The sequence below is a fragment of the Tundrisphaera lichenicola genome (genome assembly GCF_051175385.1).
Taxonomy (GTDB): domain Bacteria; phylum Planctomycetota; class Planctomycetia; order Isosphaerales; family Isosphaeraceae; genus Tundrisphaera; species Tundrisphaera lichenicola.
The window spans coordinates 121,204-133,419 of the sequence record NZ_CP195108.1; the positions used below are offsets into that span (position 1 = coordinate 121,204).

At 64.2% G+C, this 12,216-nt stretch carries 8 protein-coding genes and 1 pseudogene; 7 read left to right on the top strand and 2 right to left on the bottom strand.

The window, feature by feature from the left end:
• The first annotated feature begins 48 nt into the window (after positions 1-48).
• Positions 49-915: a hypothetical protein gene (locus P12x_RS30855; RefSeq protein WP_435011938.1), complete on the top strand. Its 867-nt coding sequence runs from the start codon at positions 49-51 to the stop codon at positions 913-915.
• Between the two features lie 154 nt (positions 916-1,069).
• Positions 1,070-1,651 carry a tyrosine-type recombinase/integrase gene (locus P12x_RS30860; RefSeq protein ID WP_435011939.1) on the top strand — a complete coding sequence of 194 codons (582 nt, stop codon included), beginning with the start codon at positions 1,070-1,072 and terminating at the stop codon, positions 1,649-1,651.
• Here P12x_RS30860 and P12x_RS30865 read toward each other — a convergent pair.
• Positions 1,612-4,281 (bottom strand): hypothetical protein, encoded by a 2,670-nt coding sequence (locus P12x_RS30865; RefSeq protein WP_435011940.1) that lies wholly within the window; start codon positions 4,279-4,281, stop codon positions 1,612-1,614. The genes P12x_RS30860 and P12x_RS30865 overlap by 40 nt on opposite strands.
• A 479-nt stretch (positions 4,282-4,760) precedes the next feature.
• Positions 4,761-5,057: a hypothetical protein gene (locus tag P12x_RS30870; protein WP_435011941.1), complete on the bottom strand. Its 297-nt coding sequence runs from the start codon at positions 5,055-5,057 to the stop codon at positions 4,761-4,763.
• A gap of 459 nt (positions 5,058-5,516) precedes the next feature.
• Here P12x_RS30870 and P12x_RS30875 point away from each other — a divergent pair, with 459 nt between their 5' ends.
• The 5 genes and pseudogenes from P12x_RS30875 (at position 5,517) to P12x_RS30895 (ending at position 12,180) form a co-directional block, all read left to right on the top strand.
• The gene (locus tag P12x_RS30875; protein ID WP_435011942.1) at positions 5,517-6,119 is read left to right on the top strand and encodes an RNA polymerase sigma factor; all 603 of its coding nucleotides are present in this window, start codon (positions 5,517-5,519) and stop codon (positions 6,117-6,119) included.
• A gap of 24 nt (positions 6,120-6,143) precedes the next feature.
• Positions 6,144-6,248 (top strand): annotated as a pseudogene (locus P12x_RS30880) (zf-HC2 domain-containing protein); the annotation flags it as partial.
• A 138-nt stretch (positions 6,249-6,386) separates the two neighbouring features.
• Complete coding sequence (locus P12x_RS30885; RefSeq protein ID WP_435012019.1) at positions 6,387-7,763, top strand: serine/threonine-protein kinase; 1,377 nt, start codon at positions 6,387-6,389, stop codon at positions 7,761-7,763.
• Positions 7,764-8,114: 351 nt separating this feature from the next.
• Positions 8,115-10,031, top strand: coding sequence for a hypothetical protein (locus P12x_RS30890; RefSeq protein WP_435011943.1), 1,917 nt, complete (start codon positions 8,115-8,117; stop codon positions 10,029-10,031).
• Positions 10,032-10,086: 55 nt separating this feature from the next.
• Positions 10,087-12,180, top strand: a complete 2,094-nt coding sequence (locus P12x_RS30895; protein WP_435011944.1) for a hypothetical protein — start codon at positions 10,087-10,089, stop codon at positions 12,178-12,180.
• The last annotated feature ends 36 nt before the right edge of the window (positions 12,181-12,216 follow it).

A 12,216-nucleotide genomic window follows, 5' to 3' on the forward strand; every position in this document is an offset into this window, starting at 1 on the left:
GTCCTAGACATAGCGAAAACGATCAGGACGGGGCCTCAAGGCAAGGACATGGCCGACCAGGCGAGCCTGGCATTGCAAAACGCTGGCGACGCATTTCATTTGGCTCAGAAGGCTTTGGACGACACTCTTACGATCGCTGATCTGAGTGACGAAGTATCCAAGTGGAAGGATGTTGCCAGGTCCGCCGTTCGAGATGCAGCGTCTGCGATTGATGTTGCAAGAGAATCCTATCCCGTCCTGTATGCCGTGGGATACGCGCCCTACTGGAATGCTCCCACAGTCGTCAATTTGGCGGGCGGCAGAACTTGGTTCGCAAATGACGGCGCCGAAGCCTATGGGAGCGGGATCTGGACATGGGGTGGATACCAGGATTACAGCGGAAATCGGCCTGGCCCTCTCAAAAACTTGCCCCTTGAGGGGCTCGTGAATGATCCGGCGGGCGGATCAGTGGTTTTTGAGCCCTCTTGTGACAATCCATCGGACGGCTGGTGGTATCCGGATGAACATTCAGCGGCTTGTCCTATTGGCACTCTACCATTGATTCGCGGTGACAAATTCGAACCATGCCAATGGGTATTGATTACATGGAATCGTAACATTAATAGCGGTTTGATTTATTTCGAAATTCCACGGAAAGTGGAGTTCGCTGGCAAAGTGTTTCCCGCGTCTTTTGTGGTGAAATCCACAAAGTCCGGATTGAAGACTCTCGTGACTTTGCAACTTCTTTGCTATGATGGACGCAATATTGCCGATTCATACATTCAAGACGCGCGAGTCATTAAGTCTGGCTACAAATCTCCACTTGATGATGTGAAAGATCGAGAAATTAATAAAAGCCTGGGATGGAATTCCAATCGATTGGTGACCTCAAAATCGACAGGCGGTTTGACGCTAAAACGCGATGTTAGCCGATAGACGTTCCCTCTCCTAGTCCTACGGACCGAGGAAGCCGTCTACGGCGGTACATATCGTACGAATGACGGGCTCGAACCGGGCTTACAAAAGCTGGGCGATTTCCTCGTCATTTACAGTCCTGCCCTCGGTCCGGAGCTGCTCGATCACCGCGGCCATGATCACCGTCGTGCTCGATGCGTTTCTGAACATCCGTCACCCGGAAGATCGTTGGTTTTTTCTCCGTTGCTATCGGAACCCCTTGCGGTTCGCCGAAAAGGGCGGCAAGTCCCGCGAGATCCCCGTCCGGCATGATCTGGAGCAGTTCCTGCTCGCCTACATCGAGGCCGCCAAGATTACCGAGGGGCCCCTCTTCCGCCCGGCCATGCGCCGGACGAAACAGTTGAAAATGAAGGCGATGAGCGGCATCGACATCTGCCGCATGATGAAACGGCGCCTCAAGGCCGCCGGGCTCCCGGACCGGTTCTCGCCCCACTCGTTCCGCGTGGCGACGGTCACGGACTTGCTGGAGCAGAACGTGCCGCTGGAGGACGTGCAGCACCTGGCCGGACACGCTGACCCGCGTACCACGCGGCTTTACGATCGGCGGAGGAAGAAGGTCACGCGGAACATCGTGGAGCGGATATCGATCTGCCCCGCGCCAGGACCGCCCCACGAGTGCCGCCCTCACCCGACCCTGACAATGTGCTCCACAATCGCTCATGTCAGTGGAGCGGCAATCCCGGCCAACTCCGCTTGAGATCGCGTCGACGCCTGGGCGACGAAGTAGGCGTAAACGGCGAGGTCGTCCATCCACTGCGACCGTCGCGGGTCGGTGGGATGATCAACGATCTGTTTTCGACGGATGTAGTAATCTTGCACGATCTCTCCTTGCTGCTCGCGATTGAACGAGCGCAGGCCTCCGCCCCGAGCCATGGTTGCCTGGAGATTACTGACGCCGAAGTACTCATAGCCGCCGGTCATCTGAGCATCGAGCGCCTCCGGGATGTAGATGATCCCATCATGCTGGTATTGCCAGACGTGCGTCAGCTCGTGAATTAGTACGTCGATCGGGATGTCGTCCCGGCTCAAGTTGGCGGTGTTGATAATGTTGCCCGTGACGTGCGTGCGACCGATGAGCGCCATCACCGAGAGGGTGTCGATGCGGACCAAGTCGTAGTCGATCGACAGGCCGAAGACCTTCCGCGCCTCCGATATCTCCACTTTCGTCATCGCCCGCTGCCAGGGGTGGATGAAATCGAATGCCGTCTCCCAGGCTTCACTCAGGCCAGAGATCTCCAGGGCGTTGACGATCGTTCGTCCCCACCCACTCCAAAACCCACGTTCCCAGGGCCAGTTCGTAAGTCCGTCCCAGAGCCCATTACCGAAGCGAATGACCCGTTCGTCGAAGCTCTCGACCCAGCCCTTGAAACGGTTGGCAATCTGGAATGCCCGGTCCAAGGTCCATTTGAACGGGGACTTAACCACGTCCCACACACCGCCGAAGAACGACGCCTGGCTGATGCTCCCGATCGCGGGATCGCTCGGTGTCCCGTCGTCCCCTTGGATCACCACGTTACGCCCGGGGCCGCCGTCCAGCTCGTCGCGGTCGGCCCCCCCCTCCAAATGGTCATTGCCTGCCCCGCCCTGCAGCCAGTCGACGCCCGTGCCCCCGAGCAGGGTGTCGTTCCCGTCAGAGCCGTCGATCCAGTCGGCGCCATTCCCCCCGAAGATCCAGTCGTAGCCGGCCGAGCCCCCCAGCATGTCGTCGCCGTCCCCGCCGCGCAGGTTGTCATCGCCGGTGCCGCCATCGACCATGTCGTTGCCGAAGCCCGCGTAGATGACGTCGTTGCCGTCCTCGCCGAGCACCTGGTCGTCGCCTGCCCCGGCGTCGACGAAATCATCCCCGGGCCCCGCGAGGATGGAGTCTGCGCCGCTGCCGCCGTAGAGCCGGTCATTGCCGGTCCCGCCGTCGATCATGTTGCTGCCCGCGCCGGCGAAGATCTGGTCGTCTCCGTCCTCGCCGTAGAGCTGATCGTCGCCATCGCCGCCCGAGAGCAGGTCGTTGCCCGCTCCGCCCAGGACGTAGTCATTCCCGGCACCACCCTGGATCTCGTCGTTGCCATCGCCGCCGATCAGTATGTCGTCGCCGTCTTCGCCCGAGAGCAGGTCGTTGCCACCCCTGCCGAGGATCTCGTCGCTGCCGGCCCCGCCGAGGAGCGTGTCGTTGCCCCCGCCCCCCAGGAGCTTGTCGTCGCCCGCCCCGCCGGACAGGCGCGCCGCCACCGTGATCGCGGAATCGACTTCCACCCAGTCGTTCCCGCCCCGGGCGTCGACGGTGATCTGGCGCAACGCGCGGGCATCGACGACCGCCAGGTTCACCTTGAGTGAGGCCTCCGTCACGTACACGGACTGGCCGTTTCGGTAGACAAGGATGTGGTCGGCCGCCTGCGAGCCGACGACCGTCAGCACGCCGTTCGCGAACGTCGCGGTGAGCGTCCGGTCGGCGTTGCCGGCGACGGTATTCGCATCGGCCGGCACCCCGAATGCATCGACATCGCCGCTCGTGTTCCCGTCGATCACGTTCTCGACGATGCGGTTGCCGTAGACGCCGGCCCCCGGGCCGGAGGAGACGAACTGGATGCCCGACGCCTGGTTCCCCATGCCGTCAACGACGCGGCCGAACGCATCTGTGCCGATGTAGTTCGCCCTGATGATGTTGTTCCGGGTCTCGTCCGTCGCCGAGCCGCGTTGGATCCGGATCCCAGGACCGCGATTGCCCGAAATCACGTTGACCCGACTCTCGAGGGCGGTTCCACTCGCATCGGAGCCGATGACGTTGGACTGGGATCCCGCCGAGACCAGGATTCCGCGATTGTTCGGGCGAGCTCGGGTCCCGGTCGCATCGGTCCCGATACAGTTCCCGGCGATGACGTTGCCGTCGCTGCGCACGATCGAGATGCCGTCGCCCGAGAAGCCCTGGATGTTGAGGCCCTCGACCCGGTTACCGTCCGCGTGTGGCGAAATGCTCAACCCAGCCGCTGAGGGGTCAGAGATTCGACTTCCGTCGAGCACGACCTCGGGCCCAAACGCACTGAGGTCGGCGTTTGTTCCTGCTTGTGAATGTCCGAGGATCCATGTTCCCCCGGTCGTGTCGCTCAAGGCGGGCAGCGCCGTGAGGGGACGAATGACGAACACGTCCGCCTCAGGATCGCCCCCGACGAGATGCGAATCGACATCTTCGGTGACGTTCCTTCCGTCATTGCGAATGTTGAATCGGACGATGTTCCGGCCGATCGTGGCATTCGACCGTTCGATGGCCCATCGAAGCGAACCTTCTCCGCCGTCGTTCGTGTTTGTCACGGTGAAGCTAACCGGCGTCTCGATCACGACCACTTGGCCGAGGAGGCCGAGAGGTTGGGGCAGGCTGAGTGTGTTCGGTCCGGACAACACTCGTCGTTGTTCGAGCAGGTCGAAGGATGCAATGAGCCGGGGCTTCCTACGCCGTATCACCTTACGAGAACATGATTTTCGCGACGATAACACGTCGAACATGACGAAGCTCCGGGATGGTGAAACGTGCCGGGAGTAGCGGTCCCCGAATGAGCTGCGGGGCAAGGAGGAAAGAGTCCTTGGACCCCTGCCACCTTCTGCGAGGACTTTCGAGCAGTCCGTCACACTTCACGCCGCGTCCTCGTCGGTTCGGGCTGGTGGCGGGCCTCGGGCCGAGCGGGCTGGCCACACCGAATCGCGCATCCCGAGGGCCGGGACAAAGACGTGTGGTATGGCGACGGAGAGGAGCCCACGGATCAGAATAAATTGTTGCCACCCCGGGTGGGGGCCAACCCTTCTCCCGGGGTGGTAACCTATCAGCGACGGCTCGGCCGGGCGAAGACGTACCAGTCCCGGCATTCGTCGCACTTCACGATGTGGGAGCGCCAGCCTTCGCGTTCGAGCGAGTGGCGCTTCCGCTCCGCCTGATCTCGGGTCTTGAAGGGGCCGAACTTCGTCTCCCCTCGATCGGGCCGGGGGCAATCGTGAGCCGTCGCGGTGGAGCGGACCTGCGATACTTCGCCAGCAGTCAGGGCCTTGGACTCCCCTGGCCGGAATGCGGTGCCAGTCAGGATCGACGCCAGTCCCAGAATCGAAAGTGTCTTCTTCAACACGGTCGTTCCCTCCGAAATGAGATGAAGATATGCCGGGCCTAATGGCTCCGTTCGTCGCGAGGCCACAGCGACCCCGCTCAGCAAGCAGTCCACCGGAATTAGACGGGGACGGGGTGTTTCGGGAGCCCTACAGCGGAACGAACCGTTCGACCGCTGGGATCAACTATCGGTGTGTTAGGCCGATGGCACCTTGCCCGGGGGGAAAGGTCAACGCACAATGCACATTTCAAAGGCCAGTCTCCTTCAATTCGTTCGTCCGGCATCACGCGGTTTCCCGCTCGCGGCCGATCGCACCAACTCGTGACATGAGCCCTACGGCGGGAAGCACCGAACCTTACAAGGCTTCGCACGGCTTCCTCCGCTTCTCTGGGCAGGGGCGCGAATCTGGATGGCACGTTGTAGGATTTCTGGCTTGGACGCGTAGTACAGGTGGTCCGGTCGCGATTCGAGGGGACTCGGATGGCCGATGTAAACGAGCCGAGTACACACAGGAGTCAACTCGAGGCGGTACACGACCCGGCGAACGCGCCGGCCTGGGGGGAATTTATCTCGCGGTATGAGCCGTTCATTCGTGACCTGATCCGGAAGTACCGGCTCCCCCCAGGAGAAGTTGACGAGCTCTCTCAGGAGGTCCTCCTGAGGCTTTTCAAAAAGTTACCTTGCGGGAAGTTCGACCTACACCGCCGCTTCCGTCCCTGGCTGACAACGGTCGTCAAACACGCCTATGTGGATCACCAGCGTGCCAAGAAGAGGACTGAGGGCATCGCCTCCGGAGGAACTTCCGCCCAGCGGCGGATTCAAGAAATCCCCGATCACGGCGTCGTCCCGCCTGCCGAGGAGTCGTTGGACCGCGAGGGCCTCCTCCGGATTGCCTGCCAACATGTCCAGAGTCAGGTTAGTGAAAAACAGTGGCGGGCCTTCGTCGGGACAACGATCCTGGACCGATCGGGGCATGAGATCGCCGACGAGCTGGGGATGAACGTCGGTGCCGTTCACACGGCGAAATGCCGCGTCATGCGGCGAATCCATGACGAGGTGGCTCGGCTCATTGGTAGTAGTTGATCGGAGCAGGCCGAGGGAGGCCCCGTGACAAACCACGACTGCGTTTCGGAACAAGTCCTGCGGGCGTTTCTCGACGAGGAGCTGTCCCCCGAGGACGAGCAATCCATCGAATTGCATCTCGAGAGCTGCCCGCTCTGCAGAGACGTGCTCGAGAGGTTGACGGAAATGTCACCGAACCAGATCCGGTCCGCGCTAGCTCCTCAAGGAGAGTCGCGTTCGAAGGCTTCCGGCCCGTCGAGACGGTCCAACCCTGCTGAAATCCGGACGATGCCCGCTGCCCCCAAAGGCTACCGCGTATTACGCTTCCTCGGGGCCGGGGCCTTCGGTGAAGCCTGGCTGGCCGAGGATCTTTCACTGAGACGTGAAGTCGTGCTCAAGACGATCGAGGCGCGGCTCGATCCTGGAAGACGGGAGGGCGCGCTCGCCTCCCTCCGACGCGACGCGCAGCTCTTGGCAACACTTCGACACCCGAACGTCGTCGCTGTCCACGCCTGGTTATCCCATGGTGACGCCGACTTCCTCGTCGTCGAGTACGTCCCCGGTGGGTCACTCGCGGACAGGATGCGTGCGAGCGGGGAGCCGTTTCCATGGCATGGGGCCGCGCGGTACATCGCCGATGTCGCCGAGGGCCTCTCGCACGTCCACGACAAAGGTGTGATCCATCGTGACGTCAAGCCGGCGAACATCCTCTGGGAGCCGCACCGCGATGAGGCGCTCCTGGCCGACTTCGGGATCGCGGCCCGGCTGGCCGAGGACCCGGACGTTTCCGGAACCCTCAGCTACCTGGCCCCCGAAGTGTTCGACGGGGTCGTATCGCCGGCCCAGGACGTTTATGCGTTGGCGGCGACCCTATTCTGCTTGGTCACGGGCGAGCCGCCGTTCGTCGCGAAATCCGCCGCCAAACTCCGGCGGGCCGCCGAACGCGGCCTGCCGGACCCCGACCCTCGACTCAACGCTCTCCCGGCCCGACTGGGGCGAGTCATTCGAGAGGGTCTCCGGTCAGACCCGGCGCAACGTTCCTCCTTACCTGAGTTGCTGGCATCCCTTCGTGGGGCGCTCAATCACCTCCTGGCTGACACACTCACGATTCCGCAGCAACAACAAGGTCTGGTCAACCTAAGATTACTGGTCAGTCGGCATGACGACCGCCATGCCTTCACCCCGGTGGTCGCGACCCATCCACCCCCCGACCGGCAGGTTCGGGACATGAAGCGGGTCCCGCCACCACCGGCCTCGGTCACCCTCCGCACGGGTGACCGCGTCCGTATCGAAGTCGTCGCCGACCGTCCCGGCTACGCCACGGTTTACAACATCGGCCCGTCGGGCAACCTCAACCTGCTTTACCCGTCGAATCTCCACCCCGGCGCGTCCCGGACGCCGCTGCAGGTCGACCGGCCGCTCCAAATCCTGGACGTCCAGTTGGCTCCGCCCACGGGTATCGAACGGCTCTTCGCCTTCTGGACCCGAGAACAGCTTCCCTTGCGTCTCGACGAAGTTCACGCATTGGTCGAGTCTGGGATCGCTCCCACCTCGGCTTCGTACCGGGGAACGCGAGACATGGTCCGGATCCAAGAGGCCGTACGACAGATGAGCCGCGAGGACTGGCGCGTTGCAGTTCTCGAAATCGAACACCTCGCGGGTTAGCGAAGCGATGGCTCCACTCCGGCCCCGGATGCGACGGGAACCCATTCGATGAATCTTACAAGACGAAAGACCTCGTTCGTTGCCTGGCTCTTGGGCGCGTTGGTGCTGAGCCTCTGGAGTGATGTGGGTGGACTTTCGAGTGCCCATGGCAAACACGGTAATAGGCGCCGACCCGATGGCACCCTTGAACAATCCGTTCCTGTCCCTAAACCCAACCGAGACCCCGAAGCCGGTCCCTCCGCCGTCGGCGAGATCCTGAAGCACATTCGCCTCTCTCAGCTGGTCTCGGATCACCCTTTCTGTCTCGCAAAGCGGGAGGTGGTCGGCGAAGGACCACTGGCTCGAACCGTGATGGAGTACGAATGGGGTGACAGGCAGATCAAGGCCACGGCCTTCGGTCATGGAGATCCCGTCCGGCTCGTGGTCGAGATTCGCAAGGACCAGACTCAAACCCTCGTGGCCGAGCTCAGTCAGGGGGCGGCCGTTCCAATGGTCGTTCGGATCGACCCGGGCCATTCGGCACCGTCGCTCTTGATCGCGTCTGCACGTACGGGTGCGGCCCTCGATGGGTCGGTGCCTTCGCCACGAAGCGGCCCGGCCTGGTCGTCCGGCGCGACCCTGTTCTTGCAATCGGAGTCGGCCCCCGACTTCTTGACACCCGAATCCCTCGACGGCATCGCCAGCTCCGTCGCGTTGCTCGACCAGCTCTCGGCCGTCGCCCGCCAAGTCCATCCCGAGCTCGCCGACCGCGAGGCCCCGATCGGGCCCCTGGGGCCGGAGTACGGGTCGGGTTTTCGGGAGGCCGCCGCGACGTACGACGTCCTGGTTGCAACGGCCGAAGTAACGAGTGGCTCCCGAGATGCCCCGCCGGACGTGTCGCCCGTTCGCGATGCGCTCAACCGCCTGCGCGAGTGCCCGGGACAGGCGAAACTCGCCGACCGGCTTAGACTAGAGTTGGCCGCCCGGGCGTTCCTCGAAGGTCACCTCGCCCAGGCCCGTGATCTTCTCCCGTCGCGCGACGACCCGGGGAACAACCCCGAGCACGCCGCGGCCGTGCTCCGCGACATGCAGATGCTGATCGCCGGCGCGGGCGAACCGGTCACGTGGCCGGCGCAGGAGGTCGCCAGGCTCGGCCCGTCCCCGGCGGCCCGCGGGCCGCGCGGTCCTCCCGTCGCCGGGCTGGGACTCTTGCTGCCGGACGCGTCCGACAGCACCTGGATCTCCCCCCCCGAGTACGCCACGGTCGGCCTCCCCCCCCTGCCGAGACCCGCCCCGCCGCCTCGCTTTGTCTTCAAGGCCGAGCATCGACCAGTTCCACCGCCGATCGCTCGGGAACTGGGTCGAGTCAAGTCGCTCTTGCGCGAGGCCTTCCCTTTGGAGTCGGCCCGCATTCGTCATCGCTTCAATGCTGCCGGTCAAGGGCCGCCCGAGCCTCCCGTGACTTGCGAAGAGGACGAAATGCTCTTCGCCCGGGTGGAACTCCTTCTGGAACTCTCAGCCCGCGTGGTCGAGTCAATCCGCACCGACGTACAGGCGAGCCCCACCTTTCGCGGGATGCCGGCCTGGTATCCACGCCTGCTCGCCTCGAACCTGCGCGTCCCGTTGACGCGGGCGGAGTGTAACCTCGTCTCTGGCCTCCATCGGAAGGGAACTCCGCTCCCGGAACTCGCTGATCGGGTCGCGCGCGACCGAATTGATGTGTTGGCCAAGTTCCTGCCCCAGCTTGTCGACGCCTCGAAGTCCCTCAGCTATGCGAGATTCCCCGAACTCCATCTCGAGTTCCCCGGGTTGATCGATGACGTGCGGGAGGAGGATTTCCTCGACCGGATCCACCGCTTCGTCTGGTCCGCCGGTACGTCGGGTGAGAAAGGGCCCGGGGCTGCGGGGCGGGATGGAGACCGTCAGGACGCCTCCGTGACGACACAGGCCGCAAGGGGCCGATTGATACAGGTCCTGGAGAACCCCTCCATTGTTTACCAGGGGATCCCGGTAGCCACGACCGAACCCTTCCATCAGCACCTGGACCGCATGCTCGACGGGTTCCCCACCGTGCTCAACGAGGTCCAACGGGAGTTGCATCTTCCCGATGCCGGTCGCTGGACCGAACCGCTTCTCGCTCTTATCGCCGACGCGCGACGAGGTTGGGCCGGGGGGCAGCGGCTCATATCCAACCGCCCCGAGCCGATTCATTGCAGTGTTTCGAACAGGCGATTTTCCGGCATGGGAGGCAGGCCCGCGAGGTCGGCTTCTTCCAGCCGATCGTCGTGACTGTCGTGAGGACGACCCTGACTCCCCCGTGGACCCGGACGTGACGAGGGCAGGCATGAAGGACTTGACAAGACGAACGACCTCGCTGATCGCCTGGCCCCTGGCCGCACTCGTGCTGGGCCTCTGGGTCGATGTAAACGGGCCCTCTCACGCCGATGTCAGTGCTGCCAGACGCAGAGACCACCACCACATTGATCGGGAACGACACCGCCAGGAGTTGGCTGCTCATGAGCGACGGAGCGATCGTCTCATCCGCTTGATCACGTCCGACGATCCCGCAAGGTTCCTGTGCCTCGCGACCCGGGCTCAGGAGGGTGAGGGCGCGCTCGCCCGAGAGGTGGCCGAGTACCAGCGGGGAGACAGGAAGGTCGTCGTGACCACCTTCGAACAGAGCGATCCCGTCCGCAAGGTGGTCGATCTGACGTCGGGCTGGGGCCGCACGGTCGTCGCCGATCTTGTCGAAGGAAGTTCTTCCCGGATCGTCGTCCGGATCGTCCCCAATGGCGGAGGGCCGGAGGCCGATGGACCGGTAGCGGACGGGCCGGCCCCGTCGCTGGTGATTGCGACGCCACGGTCGGGGGCCCGCGCGGCCCCCGAGTCCGGTGATCGAGCCGCGCCGGCGGGCGATCGGGACCCGTTCCTCGGCGCGACCGTCCTGCGGCGATCTGATCGGGGCTCCGATCTCCTCGCCCCCGGGACGCTCGAGGACATCGATCGCTCCGTCGGGCTGAGCCGGCAGTTGTCGGCCGCCACGGAGCATCTCGGCGGTGGCCCCCTCGACCGTTCGGCTCCGATCGGGCCGCTAGACACCGAGTTCGGCGCGGACTTCCGCATGGCCGTCGAGACGCACGACGCCCTGGCCGCAGTGATCGGCGTCACTAAGGGCCTTCGGTCGTCGCCGCCGGACGTGACGGCGATTAGCGATGCGCTCACCCGATTGCGTGAGCGCCCGGGGCAGGCGAAACTCGCCGACCGGCTCCGGTTGGACCTCGCGGTCCGGGCGGTCCTCGAGGGTCACCCCCGAGAGGCGCGGCAGCTCCTCCCGGCGCGGGAGGACCCGGGGGCCGACCCCGAGCACGCCGCGGCCGTGCTCCGCGACATGCAGGTCCTGATCGCCGGCGCGGGCGAACCGGTCACGTGGCCGTCGCAGGAGGTCGCCAGGCTCGGCCCGTCCCCGGCGGCCCGCGGGCCGCGCGGTCCTCCCGTCGCTGGGCTGGGGCTCTTGCTGCCGGACGCGTCCGACAGCACCTGGATCTCCCCCCCCGAGTACGCCACGGTCGGCCTCCCCCCCCTGCCGAGACCCGCCCCGCCACCACTCGCCCAGGAACAGGATCGGGTCCGGTCGTTCCTGATCGAATCACTCCCCGGGGCAAGGAGTCAGGTCCGGCATTACCTGTGGCACCATCATGGTCGCCTCCGGCTCCCCGCCTGCGACGGGCATGAGGACATCCTCGGCCTGGTGGAGCGCGAACTCGGGCGATCGGCGCGGATGATCGAGGCGATCGGCGCCGAAGAGCTCATGTCGCCGAGTCTCCGCGGTATGCCCTCGTGGTATCCTCAGTTGTTTGCGTCGTATTTGCGATCGGTACTGTCGGCGGAGGAGTGCGACCTCGTCCGCAGCCTGCATGGGGCGGAGGTTCCTCTCCTCGGGATCGTCGATTGGGTCACAAGCGAGCGCTGTCGAGAACTCTCAAGACTCCTGCCTCAGCTCGCCGACGCGTCGAAGTTCCGCGGCTACGCCAGCCTCCCCGATCTCGGCCTCGAGCTACCTGAACTGATCGAGCGCCTGCCTGCGGATGAGCTCGACGTGCTCCACCGATTCGTCTGGCCCGACGACTCGTCGACCGACGAGGGCTCCGACGTGCTCGAACCGGGCCATGCTCGCGAGGATCGGACCGAGCCGGACCGCGCCGCGAGCGAACGCCTGCTCCGGGCTCTGAGGAATCCATCGATCCTCGACAAGGAGTTGTTTCCGCCGGAAAACCCGGAGTTCTGGGAGCCTTCTCTGCGGAACGTGTCCACCATGCTCCGTGCAATCGATGGTGATGAAGGCCTGCCCGACGGAGATCGTTGGACCGAGCCGCTCCTGAAGCTCATCGGCAAGAGGGGTGCGGCCGGCTCGTCCTCCGATCCCGCGGGCAACGATTGAGGTCGAGACCACTCCATCCCAGGACCACGATTAGGG

Excerpts from the sequence above, each read along its gene's own strand:
- P12x_RS30890 (WP_435011943.1), top strand. The coding sequence starts at position 8,115 with ATGGAGTACGAATGGGGTGACAGGCAGATCAAGGCCACGGCCTTCGGT.
- P12x_RS30860 (WP_435011939.1), top strand. The coding sequence starts at position 1,070 with ATGATCACCGTCGTGCTCGATGCGTTTCTGAACATCCGTCACCCGGAA.
- P12x_RS30855 (WP_435011938.1), top strand. The coding sequence starts at position 49 with ATGGCCGACCAGGCGAGCCTGGCATTGCAAAACGCTGGCGACGCATTT.
- P12x_RS30895 (WP_435011944.1), top strand. The coding sequence starts at position 10,087 with ATGAAGGACTTGACAAGACGAACGACCTCGCTGATCGCCTGGCCCCTG.
- P12x_RS30875 (WP_435011942.1), top strand. The coding sequence starts at position 5,517 with ATGGCCGATGTAAACGAGCCGAGTACACACAGGAGTCAACTCGAGGCG.
- P12x_RS30885 (WP_435012019.1), top strand. The coding sequence starts at position 6,387 with ATGCCCGCTGCCCCCAAAGGCTACCGCGTATTACGCTTCCTCGGGGCC.